Origin of the sequence: Chryseobacterium sp. 22458, from assembly GCF_052044975.1 — a bacterium.
In the GTDB taxonomy this organism is placed as follows: domain Bacteria; phylum Bacteroidota; class Bacteroidia; order Flavobacteriales; family Weeksellaceae; genus Chryseobacterium.
Window position 1 is genome coordinate 1,586,550 of the sequence record NZ_JBQEOA010000001.1, and the last position, 16,234, is coordinate 1,602,783.

A 16,234-nucleotide genomic window follows, 5' to 3' on the forward strand; every position below is an offset into this window, starting at 1 on the left:
AAGATTCCCTTCTGGCTGACTATCAAACAACTGACTTTATGTTCTTTACTTCTGACAATATCATAAACCAATCCCCCAGCCAATGCCCCGAAAATAAGAAAAAGAAATCAATAGATTATGAGGGAAGAAATATGATTAGAAGAAAAATCTGATATAAGCAATACGAGCAAAACAATCGCCAACAGGGCAAATAGAGCAGTAATTCCCCATTTCAACCCGGAAATATATCCTGGGTTATAAGACTCTGATCTCATTTCCGGAAAAGTGTTTTGCATGTCTGAAAGAATGGTTAAATAAGGTTATTGATTGTTTTTTAAAGAAGTTGTAAAAATAGGATATTTGGGTAATATAACGTCTCGCTTTTCATAATCATCCAAGATAATTTACCATCACCTATAATAACAGGCACTGAGATCAGAGAGAAACCTGCTATACACTGACACTTGTACCAGCGAGAGGTATTCTTTCGCATTCAGAAACTTTATTAATACTAAGCCTATAAGTAACCAACCCCTTACTATTTGTAAAGGGTTGGTATTATTTTATTAATAAACTAACAAACCGCATATGCAACAGATGCTTCCTTAGCAGCAGCAACCATAGCTATTAAAGCTTTTTCAGTTTCATCCCAATGCCTGGTTTTCAATCCACAATCCGGGTTTACCCAAAGCTGATGGGCAGGGATTACGTTCTGCGCTTTTCTCAACAGCTCAGCCATTTCTTCTTTGGACGGAACTCTTGGCGAATGAATATCATAAACACCGGGGCCTATTTCATTCGGATATTGGAAGTCGGCGAAGGCATTCAGAAGTTCCATCTGGGAACGGGAACATTCTATGGTAATCACGTCTGCATCCATATCAGCAATATTTTCAATAATATCATTGAATTCAGAATAGCACATATGAGTATGGATTTGTGTGGCATCTTCTACTCCGCTGGCTGAAATTCTGAAAGCTTCCACAGCCCATTTCAGATAGTTCTGCCAGTCGGTTCTTCTTAAAGGAAGGCCTTCCCTGATCGCCGGTTCATCGATCTGGATAATTCTGATCCCTGCGTTCTCCAGATCCACCACTTCATCACGAATCGCTAAGGCAATCTGCTTACAGGTTTCAGAGCGAGGCTGATCGTCACGAACAAAAGACCATTGTAAGATGGTAACAGGTCCTGTGAGCATTCCCTTGACCCATTTATCAGTCTGAGACTGTGCATACTGAGACCAGTAAACGGTCATAGGCGCTGGCCGTGATACATCACCGAAAATTACAGGAGGTTTTACGCAACGACTTCCGTAGCTCTGCACCCAGCCGTTTTTCGTAAATGTAAATCCTTCCAATTGTTCCCCGAAATATTCCACCATATCATTTCGTTCAAACTCTCCGTGAACCAGTACATCAATATCGATATCTTCCTGCCAGCGGATAGTTCTTCGGGTTTCTTCTTTCAGCAAAGCATCATATTGTTCGGACGTAAGGGCTCCTTTTTTAAATTGGGCTCTCCAGCTTCTTACCTCTGCTGTCTGTGGAAATGATCCGATAGTGGTGGTAGGAAACAAAGGAAGCTGTAATGTTTTCTGCTGCTCTTCTTTACGGGTTTTAAAAGCATTTTTCCTTTGCGCATCTTCTTTGGTGACCGCCTGAGCTCTTTGCTTTACCTTATCATTATGAATAAGGGAAGATGTTTTTCTGCTTTCTGCAGCCTTTTTGTTTTCTTCAAAATCTGCAAGACTATTTTCATTGTCTGTTCCGGCAGCAAGTTCTTTAAGGGTAACAACTTCTTTTACTTTCTGTTTTGCAAAAGCCAGCCAGTTTTTAATTTCAGGATTAAGGGCAGTCTCAACATCCAGATCGCAAGGTGAATGAAGTAAGGAACAAGATGGAGCAATGAATACTCTTTCAGATCCAAGTTTATCAACGGCTTCTGTAATAAATTTCAAAGACTTTTCATAATCATTCTTCCAGATATTTCTTCCGTCAACAAGGCCTAATGAAAGACTTAAATTTTCAGGAATGATCTTCACTATTTCTTCCATTTGCTCAGGATTTCTAACCAGATCTATATGCAAAACATCTACCGGAAGTGAGACAGCAAGAGACTGATTGTCTTTTAATCCGTCAAAATAAGTAGTAATAATAAACTGTAATTTGGGAAACTTTTTTCTTATTTCAGCATACACCCACTGATACGTTTGTTTTGCTTTTTCCGTTAGGTCCAGTGCTAAAAACGGCTCATCAAACTGGATCCACTCAGCGCCCTGTTCCTTAAGTCTTGTAAGGATTTCAATATACACAGGAAGAAGGTTTTCTGCCAGATCCAGCTTATCAAACCCCTCCTCTTTTTCCTTTCCCAAAAGAAGATAGGAAACAAGCCCTATGATAACAGGTTTTGCTTTGATTCCAGCCTGTCTGGCTCCGGCAAACTCATTGAATATTTTATCCGAACTTAGTTTAAACTGTTGATTTTTGTAAAACTCAGGAACAATATAATGGTAATTGGTATCAAACCATTTGGTCATTTCCATCGCTGTGATATCCAATCCTTCTTTCTGATAGCCTCTTGCCATAGCAAAGTAAAGATCCAGCTCAGTATTGTTTTTCTTAAGCACTACTTCGTGGTAACGTGATGGTACCGCACCTACAATAAGGCTCATATCCAATACCTGATCATAATATGAAAAGTCATTACACGGGATGAGGTCTATCCCGGCCTCTTTTTGGATAGTCCAGTTTTGGTTGCAGATCTTTCTTCCTGCAGCAAGAAGTTCTTCCAAAACAATTTGACCTGACCAATATTGTTCGCAGGCTTTTTTAAGTTCTCTTTTGCTACCAATACGCGGATAGCCCAGAATGTGAGTTTGCATTTTCTTAAACTTTTTTAATTAAACTTAATGATAAAGCTCTTTGAAATGCTTCGTAATACTTCTGCGGAAAACCTATAGAAAACAATGATATACTGAATGCTGCAAATCCTCAAAAAAGAAAATGCATACAATATATCATCTGTTTGACCAAAAGCTTCAGACCGCGAAAGCATTGTCAATTCAGTAAAGGCAGGTCTCCTGGCTTGCAGCGGTTTCCGTCATCCTTCCCGCTTTTGGCAGTGGATATCTTTGGACAGAAACCTTTGATATGCTGCTTACAGTTGCGCGACAGCTCATGATTCTCACATGATTCCCTATTAATTTACCTTAAGTAAAACCTTTCCTGTTTGATGAAGTATATAAAGAACGGTTTCTTTTATAAACACTCAACAGCATTGATAAAAGATTTTAATTTTGTGTAAAATTAATCATACAGAATAAATGAATAATTAGACACATTAAATTAAGCAAACAAATCTTTTAATAATAATTTTAAAAGAATATAATTCTGTACATTTGACCGATTTTATAATTTAAAAGAATAATATTCTGTGGAACAACTCGATGATAAGGACGTACAGCTTCTCAGGCTGCTTCAAAAAAATGCAAAACTCACTGTGAAAGAGCTCGCCAGAGAGGTAAGCCTTTCTCCATCCCCTGTTTTTGAGAGGGTAAAAAGGCTTGAGCAGGAAGGCTTTGTAAAAAGATACGCTGCTGTTTTAGATGCTGAAAAGCTTAACCGTGGATTCACTGTTTTCTGCCAGATCAAATTAAAGATTCATGACCGTTCTGTGGGGTATGATTTTGTAAAGGAAATTCTGGAAATCGAAGAAGTTGCTGAATGCTATAATATTTCCGGGGATTTTGATTTTCTTCTCAAAGTTCAGGTCCGGGATATGAAACATTATCAGGATTTTGTATTCAATAAGCTAGGATCAGTAGATTCTATCGGGAGTACGCACAGTACATTTGTCATGGCTGAAGTCAAAAACAACCATGGACTGACCATATAAAATCTCTGATTATATTTTTTAAACACCCTGTTTTAGCTTTATTCTTCAATCTATTTCCGGAAGGTAGCGGTATTGCTCCGGATTTAACAACAGAGATTTTGTAACTCAACATCATCACAATGATTTTAGTATATTTGATAAAAAACGAAAGTCTACAAAAACTATAAGAGATGACATCCCCGATTTCAAATAAGATAACCCCCTTCCGTTTTCCTTTGAATACAGGAGAGTTATTCATGATACTTTCCGGAATCATTATTGTCATTACAACTATAAATATGTTTCAGGATTTCTGGGAGGCCAAAAGAAGCGGCTATAGTTTTCATTTCAGCGAATCATTGTTGTTTAAGATCGTTTGGGTCCTCTACATTCCCATAATAATGGTTCTATATCAAAAGTTGAAATCTGAAACACATATAAGCTATACAAAAACAGCACTATTCATCATATTACCGATTACGGTGCATCTTATAATGCTTCCTTTTATTGCAACTATTTTGTCTCTCTTTTTTTATCAGGGCAGATATGATCTTTTTAAATTCTTTTCTTACACACTCACCCACGACTTTTCTATAGCCGTTCTTATCTATGCAGGATTTGTTCTAGGTTATCAATATCTCCCGGTCCGGAAACCTGATGCTGTGTATACAGAAAAAGCCACAGTCTCTCCTACATTCGTTATCCATAATGGAAAAGATAATGTGATCATCCATACGGAAGACATTATACAGATCACTTCTGCCACTCCATATGTTTCTATTCACCTTGAAAACAAAAGATATCTGCATTCTGAAACGTTGAAATCAATGCTTGAACAATTGGATGATCAGGTCTTTATCCGTGTACACAAATCCGCTGTAGTTAATCTTTCCAAAATACGCTCATTCAAATCCCGCCTGAATGGCGATTATGATCTGCAGATGACAGATGGTACTCTGGTAAGATTGAGCAGGACCTATGCTTCTGAATTCAAAAAACGCTTTACGACAGGTACCTCAGGTCAGCTTACCAATTCATCAGGATAAAACATTTTATTTTTACAACCTTTTTTCAGTCCATAATTTCGCCAATACATTCACATAAAAAACATGACAAGCTATGGACTTAAAAAAACAAAGTATTTCTTTCTGGATTCTACTGACGATATCAGGTTTAACATCCTGCCAAGGTCAGATCAAAAAAAATATAGGAGGACCTTGTGAAGGCTGTGAAGCGATCTATGAGTACCAAAATAAAACATTAACTCCCGTAGATACACTTCCAAAATTCAGGCAAAACAAACCCCAGCTAAAGGTAACCGGAACTGTTTTCAAAAAAGACGGAAAAACACCGGCAGAAAATATCATTGTATACATTTATCACACCAATAGACAAGGGATTTATGAAACCAGAGGCAATGAAACAGGCTGGGCAAAACGGCATGGATTTTTCCGGGGTTGGGTAAAGACCGGAAAAAACGGGCAATATACATTTTATACCTTCAGGCCTGCTGCCTATCCTGACGGCAGTGAACCTGAGCACATCCATATCACCATCAAAGAACCGGATAAAAATGAATACTATCTGGATGAATACCTGTTTGATGATGATCCTTCCCTGACAAAAGCCATGAGAAAAAAACAACCCGGAAGAGGAGGCTCAGGAATCGTAAAGCCATATATGCAAGATGGGCTTATGACAATCAGAAGAGATATCATTCTGGGTAAAAACATTCCTGATTATCCATAAGACAGAAAAGCAGATCAATTCATGCTTATTTTTAACGACTACGGCAAAGGATTCCCTTTTTGCAAGGCCTCTTATCGGGAAAAAATAATGTAAATTTGCCTATCCTATCCCCAAAGGATAGGTTTTTTAGCTTAAAAAAATGAAAAAAACAGCAATTTCTTTACTTGCCTTCATCATGCATATGACCTGCCAGGCACAAAATTTTGATCTTATTCCGTTAGGCATCTATGGCGGGGAACAAGAGGACAACTTATCTGCCTATTTAGTAGCCCCCCCTAAAGACAATACATTTATCTGCCTTGATGCAGGTACAGTGAATGCCGGCATACGAAAAGCCATTCAGATGAACAGCCTTAACGGACCGGAAGAAATGGTTCTGAAAGAGCAAATCAAAGGTTATTTTATTTCACATGGCCACCTGGATCATTTATCCGGCCTTATTATCAATTCTCCTGCAGACTCTAAAAAGGATATTTTTGCCATGTCACCGGTGGTTCAAATTTTACAAAACCATTATTTCATCACAGATACCTGGATCAATTTCGCTGATCAGGGACAAAAACCGATGCTCGGAAAATATCATTACAACGAACTTAAGGAAGGAACAGAGATTCCGGCACCTCAAACTCCGTTTTTTATAACAGGCTATGAACTGAGCCACGTAAATCCCTATAAAAGCAGTGCTGCCCTTGTCAGAAGAGATGACCATTATCTTCTTTACCTGGGAGATACAGGAGCTGACCGGATTGAGAAGTCTGAACAGCTTAATAAACTCTGGGAACGCATCACTCCACTGGTGAAAAAGAAGCAATTAAACACCATACTCATAGAAGTTTCATTCCCGAACAGCCAGCCGGAACATCTGTTGTTTGGTCACCTTACTCCCAATCTTTTATTGGAAGAACTGGAAAAACTCAGAGAAAAAACGGGACAAAAAAATCTACAGGATCTGAATATTGTAGTTACCCATAGAAAACCGACAAAAGATAATCCGGAAATTATAAAAAAGGAGCTCCTGGAAAACAATCCTTTAAAGGTTAATTATATTTTTCCTGAACAGGGTAAAAAGATAAGTTTACCTTAATAAAAATCAAAGATGAGGCAAGAATTTGTCTCATCTTTTCTTATACACAATTCAAAAACAGAATATATTTTCAGGTAATGTGCATCATTTTTGAAAAGCTTATTTATATTCGAAATCAAATTCAGTCTTCTGTTTGAACCTATTTGTTTAAACTCCCGTTAAATTTTAAAATTTTCACAACATAGCAAACATAGATTTAAGTAACTGAAAGTTAGGTTTTAGCACTGGTTTTTTTGTTTTCATACCGCTGTAAACCCTGATGACAACTGAAAAAAAATCAATTTTATTGGAAAAATATTTTGTCAGTATTAAAAATGTTTCTATATTTGCACCACTGAAAACAACGGTACTACCGGAGTTTAAGGAGAGTTGGCAGAGTGGTCGATTGCGGCAGTCTTGAAAACTGTTGACTGTAACAGGTCCGGGGGTTCGAATCCCTCACTCTCCGCAAAAGTCCTCGAAAATCTAAGATTTTCGAGGATTTGTTTTTTATATATTCGGTAAATATACGTACGCTGGATCAAGCGCAAAAGTTGTGGACTAAGCAAAAAGTTTGGTTAGTCTAAAGAGGAAAAATGTTCTGTCTTTCACTACTCTGAGTTGCATTCTGAAGTTTTTAATTTTAGCATTGAAAGATTCTGCGGAAGCATTAGTGCTTCTTTTATCAAAAAAAGCTAAGATCTCCTTGTAATGATTCATTATTGTTTTTCTTAGGATAGAAAATGATTTAAAATCAGCTTCCTCCACTTTTCTGAACCAATGAGCCAGCTTAGTCATCGCTACAGACTTTTGAATATTCTGATTATATATTTTTCTAAGGTCATCCGTTAACTGATAAGCCTCTTTCAAATCAGGATATTCTGTAAAAAGAATATGAGCTCTATGTTTTTGAGAGAGCGTCCATTTTTCACGACTTTTATAAAGTAAATATCTACTTCTTGCTAAAAGTTGTTTCCGGCTGTCTCCGTTCTCAAAACTCTGTATATCCTGGTTTCCTTCTGAAGGAGCTCCAATAGCATTATTTTCCCTTTCAATAGCTTCCCAACGGTGTCTGATCCTAAGTTCCTGAAGGGCTTCTATAGCTAATTTCTGAACATGAAAACGATCTATTACCTGCAAGGCATCAGGAAAGCACCGTTTGGCAATAAGCTTCATTGAACCTGCCATATCAAGAGTAATTTCTTTTACCTTCAGACGAAGCCTTCTGTCTATTTTTAAAAGATGCTCTACAACCCTATCACTCCTGGTACCTTTAACAATGGCTACAATACTACCTTTTCTGCCTTTTGCTATTTTCGAAGTAAGGACAGTGTAAAGCTCACCATCTGATAAGGAAACTTCATCAATTGATAGTTGCTCTGAGATATTTTCAGGAAAAATAAGCCAATATTCAGCATGGGTTTTTTGTTGCCAGGATTCAAACCGGCTAAGACTGTTTTTGTATTGTCTCTGAAACTTTTTCCCGTTAAGTCCATAAAGCTCTGCAATAGCTTTGCAGGAGAATGCTTTAGTATCGACTAATTTTTTTTAAGAACATCGCAAAATCCTCAGTCATACGAGTTCCTTTTGCGATCAGACTCCAGTTTCTTTGAAGTACTTCTCCTGTGGTTTTATCAAGCCATCTTCTCCTTTTTATATGGAGTAAAACCTGTTTTCCTCTTAAGGGAAAGTCTTCAACCAGAATCGAAGAATGAAAACCATTAGACAAATAGGGGCGATGAGAAAATTCTTGGGGGATAATATTCTTCTCCTCAAATTCGATATGAAGGACTCCCTTAATATCTTCTGCTTTTAGGATATCAAAATGCTCTACTAAAAAATCAGGAAGTAACAGCTTTACTAATTCATCAGGAATATACATCCTCCAAATTTAGAAACTTAACACTACATCCACAACTTTTGGGACTGATCCCTAAAAAATGGTTCAGGATTATAAACCGGAACGTAGGTTTATTTTAACAACCTCATTTTCAAATAATTAAAATTCACTAATTTAATAAGTTCGCATTTATCTTACGGAACATTTCAATCTTTTCGCATATCTAAATTTGCATTACAGATATGTCTGTTATGAATGCAGAGGAAAGGATTTACCAATGTAAAAAACTGAACTTTCACTGCACGCCAATAGCCAACCTTATCAAAGAAACTGTTAATTATTATAAAAAAGACATATAATGAAAGCATTCCTGATTTTTTCAATATTGCTGCCGGGGTATTTTCAACCTAATATGGTAACACCGGTTATCAAAGAATATCTGAATTATTCTATTATAAAAGATTATAAAACCATTGGCACCATCCGTGTGGAACGTTCTTTAAAAGACAATACCACCGAATATCTTTTTGAATCCCGGGCTAAAGTAAAAATTCTCTACAGTATTGAGATTTATGACAAAATGGATGTTACTTTTAAACAAAATATTCTGCAACAGGCAAAACTTTACCGGACAATGAACGGAAAACTAAAAGTGAACAATACAACGACCTGGAACGGGAGTTTTTATAATCTTTCGGATAAAGATGGTGCGAATGGTTCTCTAAAACAGTCTGTTTTCTGCTCCACCGCAACTCTGTATTTTAATGAGCCAGAAAATTTAAAATCTGTTTTCTCGGAAAAATTCCAGAAAATGGTTCCTATTCAGAAGGTTGATTCCAAAAGATACAGAATCAATCTGCCCAACGGAAACACTACTACTTATACCTACAGCAGCGGAATCTGTACTTTGGTTGAAGCTAAAACAGATTTTGCAAACCTGAAGTTTGTTCTTACTACAAAATAAAATTCTGAAAATACGGGTAATTAACTTACCCATTAGTTAGCGGCCTGCGAAGAATCCAATGAATCATTTGGGCATCCCTCCTGTCTTCTTCAAAATTCAGTTTGATTAACAGATTAACAGAGCCTGTATTTTCCGGTAAGCATCGGGCTGTGATGTGGGATACTCTCTCATTTGAAAATGCCCAGCGGATGAGTACTCCTGCAGCTTCTTCAGCATAACCGTTTCTGCGTTCAGATCCAATGATTCCATATCCTATGTCACAGCTATTGGTTTCCTCATCAAAACCCTTAAAACCAATATCACCAATAACCTCTCCTGTATCTTTTTTTATGATCATCCAGGATTCAAATCCCGTTGGTCCTTCTACCCTGGATAAATTATTGATGATCCTGGGCAATGTTTCAAGCACGTCCGCATCAGGCCAGCCCTCACCTCTTTTCAGCTTCAGAATATCAAGATCATTAAAGTTATTGTTCAAAAAATTTTCACATAAGGTTACAGTATACGGAATAAGGATCAACCTTTCTGATCTCAGCTCAGTTATTTCTATCGTTTTCATGTTTAATAATAAGGTATAAATGTATGTTGAATTTAACTTAATTCAAAGACTAATACCATATTTAATTATTCCATGAATTTGCATTGTACTTATGATACAAAGGAATATAAATGATAAAAAACAATAAGCATTGAAGAGTGAAAATAACAATCATTTCTTATACAGAAAATGAAATAGGCAAACCTTTTCATTAAATAATTTAAAATATTTCTTTAATCATCCCATATTGTGAAGCAGCCAGTGGAAAAGTTTTATAACTTTACCGAAATACAAAACTAATAATGCTTACAATAGATTTCTCAACATTTCCGGAGCTGGAAACGGAAAGATTAAAACTGCGGCGTGCTGACTCCAATGATATTCATGAGCTCTTTGCCTTACGTTCCGATCCTCAGATAATGCAATATATTCCTAAGCCACCGGCTGCCAATCTTGAAGAGATTTCGGAACACCTAAGAATAATCGAGGAGAAAATCAGCAGCAATAAGCTTATCAATTGGGCCATAACGCTAAAAGATGATTCTAAAATGATTGGTACAATAGGATATTATCATATTAAACCGGAGCATTACCGGGCAGAAATAGGTTATATGCTGCTTCCCGGTTATCAGGGAAAAGGCTATGTCACAGAGGCTATTAATCTTGTGGTGGATTATGGTTTTTCTGCTATGGAACTTCATTCAATTGAGGCGCTTATTGATCCTGAGAATATAGCTTCTGCAAGAGTACTGGAGAAATGCGGATTTATAAAGGAAGGACATTTTAAAGAAAATGAATTTTATGACGGAAAATTCATCGATACGGTCATTTATTCAAAATTAAACAGATAAATTATTCAAAATAACAAGGATGGCTTTTAATGAAATTAAAAATGAGATAAGATCCAATATAAAAACCGATCGAAAATTAAAACTGATCTGGTATTGGGGAATAATTTCCATGTCGGCTGTTTTTATTCTGAAATGGTTTAGAGCAAAACATTTACAGCTCTCTCCTGCCATTGATTTTCTCCAGGGTACTTTACCCAATTTCTTTGCTGCAACAGGATTTTGTGCCGTATTTTTCATTTACTATAAATTGATTTTCCAGACTGACAGTTCATTCAATAAAAAACTGATGTTCTCCACTTTTTTTACTTTTGTCGGGTTAATTATTTGGGAAATCATTCAATACTTTATGGGAAGCCCGATGGATTTTTACGACATTTTAATGACTACAACAGGATGTATTCTGACAGCGGGTTTTATCAAACAGATTTATAAGAGATAAACAAAAAATTTTAAGATATTCGGACCGCCCGAAAGCAAGGCATTTTAAACTATAAACCATATTCTAAAGAAAAATTTACGATGAGACAGACTGTTTTAATAACTGCATTTCTTTTATTGACAAAAAACGCAATCGCTCAGGAACAACATAAACCCTATGATAACATTCCTGTTTTTTTTGATGAAATAAAAACAGCTTCAAAGCAGAATACCGGGTTATGGAATAAAGATTTATATGGCCCCATGCTTTTGGTTGATCCTAAAACAAGGGAAATTTTTGCCAATGAACCTGACACTGAAGGTCTGTTAAAGCTTACCGGAAATGTCTATTCAGGGATTTTACAGGATAAGATCAATATTGCCAATACAGCAATCAACTGGAATGGAAAAAGATGGGCAATGATCATGCTTCCGCTTCCTCAAGATAAGGAAAACAGGCTCAATTTACTGGCTCATGAGTCGTTTCATAGCATACAGCCTTCATTAGGTTTTACGCTCAGCAACGCTGAAAATAATCATCTGGACCAGAAAGACGGAAGAATCTACCTCCGCCTGGAAATGGAGGCATTGAAGAAAGCAGTTCAGTCATCATCAGAAAAAGAAATACAAAAGCATCTGACTAACGCTCTGATGTTCAGAAAATACAGGCATTCGCTTTACAAGAACTCAAATACCACTGAAAATTTGCTGGAGCTTAATGAAGGAATTGCTGAGTTTACAGGAGCCATGTTCAGCGGAAGAAGCAAAGCACAGATGCCCCAATTTCTCACGAGCGGAATCGACGAGTTTTTAAAAAAACCCACCTTTGTACGTTCATTTGCTTATCATACAACTCCGGTCTATGGATATCTGCTGCATACCAAAAATAAAAGCTGGAACAGGAAAATTTCTGACACAACCGATCTGACGGATTATTTTGTGAAAGCATTCCGGATCAAAATTCCTGACGGTTTAAAAGAAGCTGCCAGCAACCGGGCTGATGTTTATAACGGAAGAGTGATCATTGAAGAAGAAACGGAAAGAGAAGAAAAAACAAAAAAACTGATTGCTGAGTATACGCTTAAATTCATTGATCAGCCGCATTTTGAGATCAAATTTGAGAAAATGAATATCTCTTTTGATCCAAGGAATATTGTACCGATAGAAGATAAAGGTACGGTGTATCCTAACATCAGGGTGACAGATAAATGGGGCATCCTGACAGTTGAAAACGGAGCATTGATGAGCCCAAACTGGGATAAAATTTCCATATCCAATCCTACCCAGACAACAGATAAAAAAATATCCGGAGATGGCTGGACTCTGGAACTCAGCAACGGCTACACGATAGAAAAAGATCAGACAAGCGGAAATTATAAATTAAAGAAGCCTGTAAAATAATCGAATAAGAAACAGGCTGTCCCAATAATGCATTAACAGGCTACGATATTAGCCTAATCATCAGCTTTGAGACAGATTCCATTTATATTTTTTCCAGAATAATATTTTGTCAGGAGACAACCTTAGTACATCAAAAGGTTATCCGTAATAGTATTCAGAGGTAACATCGCCTTTGAAATCAGGTCTGAAATCCTGTTTCTGCATATTCAGCTCAAACAGCCGCTCACCGTTTTTTCTTCCGGCACGTATTTTCAAAGAATACCATCCGTTTTCCAGAGGAAGGATAATGCTGTTGTCATCACTGATCAAAGTGATATCTTTCAAATAACCGATCCCCACTACCCGCACCTCATTATTGCTGGTCTGGAAGATCCACCCTGTAGATTGTGCTTCAACTTCGCTATGATCCAGAATATATTCTTCGCCTGTAGATATCTGAAAAGAATAATAGTCTTCTTCCACTCCTATGATCGGGATTGCAATTCCGGATTTTGTTATTTCATCACCATGTTCGTTTTCAACAAAATATTTTAAGATATTATTACCGGGCAGGTTATATTCCTGCAGGTATTTCGATAAAAGTTCCGGGCTGTAAATCACAAAACCTTTCATTTCTGAGAATATTTTTTTCATAATATATTGAGATTGGATTTGGTTAATTTTTTATAATAATGTGATGGTATAACAAATATAAAACGGGAATTGATTTTCAAAAAATTTTCCGGCATCAATCTGAAAATTTGTAGTAGTTCTACGACTTTTACACAATAACTCTACATTCATGAATCTGAAGATCAACAAGAAACACACTAAACATCAGACCACTATAAAATTATCTCAAAAAAAACAACCTGCATTTCTACCCACTGTCCGGAGAAATAAATACTGAATTCTCAAAGACTTAACATTAATACTTTTGTAAAATCCATAGTAAATAATAAATAGATCACCCTTTAATAGTAGAAAATATTATACTCAAATTAGCATTTTAATAAATTCCGATTCAAGTAAAAGATCATATTTACCACAAAGGTTTCACTACCAGTGAGTGAAACCTTTATTTTATGATTTTATTGTTTTTTCTTGAGCTCCAGAGCTTTCTTCAGGTAAACATCAGTCTGGTCCAAAAATTCCTGATCAGTCTGATGAACTTCAATATGGGGAATAATTCCCTGACCTTTCTTCTGATCCGGAAGATTCTGAGCATCCTGAATCACGTGAACAATAGAAAATCCGGTCTGAATTCCTGTATTGGGAAGTTCATAGACAAGCGGAAGATGCCCGTTGTGCTCATAATAGCCTCCAACAGTTTCTTTTCCTATAACAATGGCATTGGTATACGATTTTATCAGTGAAGCCAGATGTGAAGCTGCTGAAGCAACACGGTGGTCAACCAACAAATAAAGCTGGCCTTGGAAAGTTTTTTCGTTCGGCAGAATTGAAGGGTTCTTATCATCTGCCCAGTAGTATTTTTCCTGGATGGCTTTGGGATATAATGATTTAAGATAGGCATTCAGTCCATTTTTATCGGTTACTCCATTGGTAAGGAAAAGCGGAGTGATGACCAGCTTTTCTTCCAGAGGAACTTCATTAAACTTTGTATAAGCATAATGGCTGTCCCGGAATGGCCTCTGTGTAAGATAAGAGAAAACTTTCTCATAAAGAGCTCCTGTGCCTCCGGTATTCCCTCTCAGGTCAACAATCAGGTTTTGTATTTTCTCTCTTTCCAGCGTATCCATCATCCGGTCAAGAAAAGTACTGAATTTTTTATAGGCAGAATCTTCCTTTCCGGTTGCAAAGTCAAAACCTCTCAATGACAGACGGTAAGTTCCCTCTCTTTCTTTTGTAAAGCTGTATTTTTCGGAAAGCAGTTTTTTATCGAAGGTAAGCGAATGTCTTGATTCCTGAAGTTTTTTAAAGTTTTCCAGAGATATTCCGGGCAGGGAAACTTCATTCTCTTTCCCGTTCCATTGATAGCGGATCACATAATTTTTGTGGGTTCCGAATTCAATATAAAACTTATCCAGCATCCCTCTTTCAAAACCTGTAATTTCTTTATAAGGCATTGAATATCCGTCAGAAAAATAGTATTGTGAAAAGCGGGTGATCATTTCTTTGGCAGAAACTCCGTTAACATACAGAATTTCAGCACCAAGAGGTACAGCTATATCTTTTGAATCCTGCAGCAGGCGTCCGTCAATATTTTTTAAAGTAACCGGCAGATATTCCGGCTTCTGGGTCAGATAATAGGAAGCATGATTGGGCAGATCCGTATAATTATGGCAGCTGCCTTCAAATCCGGTAAGTCTGGCAATTACCTTATAAAAGTCAAAGATGCTTTTACAGTTTGCGGCTTCTTTTTCTGCGAGCTGATACATACTGTCTATCTCTTTCCTGGTTCTGTATACGTATAATCCGGAATTTACCTTTTCCCTGATGGTGCGGAAGGTATGAAGGTCTTCTACAAACTGCCCTGAAGTGATCTGGTCTTTCAGAACTGGCAAAACTTTGGATTCGGTAACGGATACTTTAGCGACTTTGGCTTTCTCAAGATAGGATTTAGCCCAGATTTTAAATTCATATTTTTTACCTTTCTCCGGAGAAAAATATAAGCGTTCAACACTTTTAATTCCTCTGGAATCATCCTGTTCCTTTATTTTTTTGCCATCCATGAATAATGATACTCCAAGATTGGCATCACCTGACTCTACCGATATCCACACGGATCTGTCGGATTTTGGTGTATATTTCAGGGTATCTCCCGGTTTCAGTTCTAAACCGGTCTGCGCATAAGCGGTATTCATCAGCAGTAAAAGTGGGATGATAAAGGGTTTGGTCATTGTTAATTTTTAATCGGCTAATATACAAATTAACCTCAACCGATCTTATGATCCCTGAAACCTACTTTCTACACTATAGTTTTACACTCATATCCTGTACTTCTTCTGCAGAAAAGCCATAGATCTGAGGTGTTTTTACATCAAGCAGGTTCAGGTAAATATAGATTTCCGCCCTGTGATGAATTTCGTGTTCTATCATTGCCCGAAGCCATTTCCAGATTGAAATCTCATTGTTGGCAGGCGTTAAGCATTTACGGGTAAGGTCTTCATCAGAAATGGCATTGATGATTTCCAGGGTCTGCCTGTGCATTTCATTAAAAAACTGTACCGTTTCATCATAGCCGTCGGCCAGCTCTTTTCCACATCCAGGGTAGGCACTTTTTCTTCCTGAAATGGTTTCGCCATACATATACCGTTCAATAGCGGCAATATGCCTGATCTGATCCCCAATGGTAAATTTTCCTGGTTTATAGGAAAAATCAATATGCTCAGGGGGAACTACTTCAATGATCCGGTTTGTTCTTTCCCTTATTTTCTCATAATAATCGATAAAAGATTTTACTGATTTTATTTCCATGTATTTCGTTTTTAATAATCATCAATCGTGAACTGCCATTTATTTCTTCCTGTGAAGATAAGAAATCTTAAAACGGGATTTAATTTCCATAAAAAACAATTTAGATATAGAAAATCCCTAATAATTGCTGTTAAAATTTGGC

15 protein-coding genes, 1 tRNA gene and 1 riboswitch are annotated in these 16,234 nt (G+C 37.0%); of the genes, 9 read left to right on the top strand and 7 right to left on the bottom strand.

The window, feature by feature from the left end:
• Nucleotides 1-553: 553 nt before the first annotated feature.
• Nucleotides 554-2,860 carry a 5-methyltetrahydropteroyltriglutamate--homocysteine S-methyltransferase gene (gene metE / locus ACTJJF_RS07065; RefSeq protein ID WP_440699172.1) on the bottom strand — a complete coding sequence of 769 codons (2,307 nt, stop codon included), beginning with the start codon at nt 2,858-2,860 and terminating at the stop codon, nt 554-556.
• Between the two features lie 171 nt (nt 2,861-3,031).
• Nucleotides 3,032-3,217: riboswitch (cobalamin riboswitch) on the bottom strand.
• Between the two features lie 194 nt (nt 3,218-3,411).
• Here metE and ACTJJF_RS07070 point away from each other — a divergent pair.
• From ACTJJF_RS07070 to ACTJJF_RS07090, 5 genes are all read left to right on the top strand, one after another.
• Nucleotides 3,412-3,873 (top strand): Lrp/AsnC family transcriptional regulator, encoded by a 462-nt coding sequence (locus ACTJJF_RS07070; protein WP_312301294.1) that lies wholly within the window; start codon nt 3,412-3,414, stop codon nt 3,871-3,873.
• A gap of 170 nt (nt 3,874-4,043) precedes the next feature.
• On the top strand, nt 4,044-4,898 hold the full coding sequence (locus tag ACTJJF_RS07075) for a LytTR family DNA-binding domain-containing protein (protein ID WP_440699173.1): 855 nt from the start codon (nt 4,044-4,046) through the stop codon (nt 4,896-4,898).
• Nucleotides 4,899-4,971: 73 nt separating this feature from the next.
• A complete protein-coding gene (locus tag ACTJJF_RS07080) occupies nt 4,972-5,601 on the top strand; it encodes a dioxygenase family protein (protein ID WP_312301288.1) in 630 nt (209 codons plus the stop codon).
• Nucleotides 5,602-5,740: 139 nt separating this feature from the next.
• A complete protein-coding gene (locus ACTJJF_RS07085) occupies nt 5,741-6,685 on the top strand; it encodes a 3',5'-cyclic-nucleotide phosphodiesterase (RefSeq protein ID WP_312301285.1) in 945 nt (314 codons plus the stop codon).
• A gap of 363 nt (nt 6,686-7,048) precedes the next feature.
• A tRNA-Ser gene (locus ACTJJF_RS07090) sits at nt 7,049-7,133 on the top strand.
• Nucleotides 7,134-7,225: 92 nt separating this feature from the next.
• Here ACTJJF_RS07090 and ACTJJF_RS07095 read toward each other — a convergent pair.
• Nucleotides 7,226-8,173, bottom strand: coding sequence for an ISAon1 family transposase (locus ACTJJF_RS07095; protein ID WP_440699233.1), 948 nt, complete (start codon nt 8,171-8,173; stop codon nt 7,226-7,228).
• Nucleotides 8,174-8,192: 19 nt separating this feature from the next.
• Nucleotides 8,193-8,546, bottom strand: coding sequence for an ISAon1 family transposase N-terminal region protein (locus tag ACTJJF_RS07100; RefSeq protein WP_312301226.1), 354 nt, complete (start codon nt 8,544-8,546; stop codon nt 8,193-8,195).
• A gap of 316 nt (nt 8,547-8,862) precedes the next feature.
• On the opposite strand from ACTJJF_RS07100, the gene ACTJJF_RS07105 reads away from it, so the two are divergent.
• Nucleotides 8,863-9,468, top strand: a complete 606-nt coding sequence (locus ACTJJF_RS07105) for a DUF6134 family protein (RefSeq protein WP_440699174.1) — start codon at nt 8,863-8,865, stop codon at nt 9,466-9,468.
• Between the two features lie 25 nt (nt 9,469-9,493).
• Here the strand turns inward: ACTJJF_RS07105 and ACTJJF_RS07110 are convergent, their stop codons facing one another.
• Entirely contained in the window at nt 9,494-10,027 is a 534-nt protein-coding gene (locus ACTJJF_RS07110; protein WP_440699175.1) for a GNAT family N-acetyltransferase, read from the bottom strand.
• Between the two features lie 281 nt (nt 10,028-10,308).
• Here ACTJJF_RS07110 and ACTJJF_RS07115 point away from each other — a divergent pair, with 281 nt between their 5' ends.
• The 3 genes from ACTJJF_RS07115 to ACTJJF_RS07125 all read left to right on the top strand — a co-directional run bounded on the left by ACTJJF_RS07115 (nt 10,309) and on the right by ACTJJF_RS07125 (nt 12,675).
• Complete coding sequence (locus ACTJJF_RS07115; RefSeq protein WP_440699176.1) at nt 10,309-10,857, top strand: GNAT family N-acetyltransferase; 549 nt, start codon at nt 10,309-10,311, stop codon at nt 10,855-10,857.
• Between the two features lie 19 nt (nt 10,858-10,876).
• A complete protein-coding gene (locus ACTJJF_RS07120) occupies nt 10,877-11,296 on the top strand; it encodes a hypothetical protein (RefSeq protein WP_440699177.1) in 420 nt (139 codons plus the stop codon).
• 80 nt (nt 11,297-11,376) lie between these two features.
• Complete coding sequence (locus tag ACTJJF_RS07125) at nt 11,377-12,675, top strand: hypothetical protein (protein ID WP_440699178.1); 1,299 nt, start codon at nt 11,377-11,379, stop codon at nt 12,673-12,675.
• A gap of 138 nt (nt 12,676-12,813) precedes the next feature.
• Here the strand turns inward: ACTJJF_RS07125 and ACTJJF_RS07130 are convergent, their stop codons facing one another.
• The 3 genes from ACTJJF_RS07130 to ACTJJF_RS07140 form a co-directional block, all read right to left on the bottom strand.
• The gene (locus tag ACTJJF_RS07130) at nt 12,814-13,308 is read right to left on the bottom strand and encodes a hypothetical protein (RefSeq protein WP_312306113.1); all 495 of its coding nucleotides are present in this window, start codon (nt 13,306-13,308) and stop codon (nt 12,814-12,816) included.
• Between the two features lie 437 nt (nt 13,309-13,745).
• Entirely contained in the window at nt 13,746-15,515 is a 1,770-nt protein-coding gene (locus ACTJJF_RS07135) for a S41 family peptidase (RefSeq protein WP_440699179.1), read from the bottom strand.
• 73 nt (nt 15,516-15,588) lie between these two features.
• Nucleotides 15,589-16,092, bottom strand: a complete 504-nt coding sequence (locus tag ACTJJF_RS07140) for a DinB family protein (protein ID WP_440699180.1) — start codon at nt 16,090-16,092, stop codon at nt 15,589-15,591.
• Nucleotides 16,093-16,234: the final 142 nt, after the last annotated feature.

Bases quoted from the DNA above. Each gene is read 5' to 3' on its own strand.
- ACTJJF_RS07125 (WP_440699178.1), top strand. From the start codon at position 11,377: ATGAGACAGACTGTTTTAATAACTGCATTTCTTTTATTGACAAAAAAC.
- ACTJJF_RS07085 (WP_312301285.1), top strand. From the start codon at position 5,741: ATGAAAAAAACAGCAATTTCTTTACTTGCCTTCATCATGCATATGACC.
- ACTJJF_RS07135 (WP_440699179.1), bottom strand. From the start codon at position 15,515: ATGACCAAACCCTTTATCATCCCACTTTTACTGCTGATGAATACCGCT.
- ACTJJF_RS07110 (WP_440699175.1), bottom strand. From the start codon at position 10,027: ATGAAAACGATAGAAATAACTGAGCTGAGATCAGAAAGGTTGATCCTT.
- ACTJJF_RS07140 (WP_440699180.1), bottom strand. From the start codon at position 16,092: ATGGAAATAAAATCAGTAAAATCTTTTATCGATTATTATGAGAAAATA.
- metE (WP_440699172.1), bottom strand. From the start codon at position 2,860: ATGCAAACTCACATTCTGGGCTATCCGCGTATTGGTAGCAAAAGAGAA.
- ACTJJF_RS07080 (WP_312301288.1), top strand. From the start codon at position 4,972: ATGGACTTAAAAAAACAAAGTATTTCTTTCTGGATTCTACTGACGATA.
- ACTJJF_RS07100 (WP_312301226.1), bottom strand. From the start codon at position 8,546: ATGTATATTCCTGATGAATTAGTAAAGCTGTTACTTCCTGATTTTTTA.
- ACTJJF_RS07105 (WP_440699174.1), top strand. From the start codon at position 8,863: ATGAAAGCATTCCTGATTTTTTCAATATTGCTGCCGGGGTATTTTCAA.
- ACTJJF_RS07120 (WP_440699177.1), top strand. From the start codon at position 10,877: ATGGCTTTTAATGAAATTAAAAATGAGATAAGATCCAATATAAAAACC.
- ACTJJF_RS07115 (WP_440699176.1), top strand. From the start codon at position 10,309: ATGCTTACAATAGATTTCTCAACATTTCCGGAGCTGGAAACGGAAAGA.
- ACTJJF_RS07075 (WP_440699173.1), top strand. From the start codon at position 4,044: ATGACATCCCCGATTTCAAATAAGATAACCCCCTTCCGTTTTCCTTTG.
- ACTJJF_RS07130 (WP_312306113.1), bottom strand. From the start codon at position 13,308: ATGAAAAAAATATTCTCAGAAATGAAAGGTTTTGTGATTTACAGCCCG.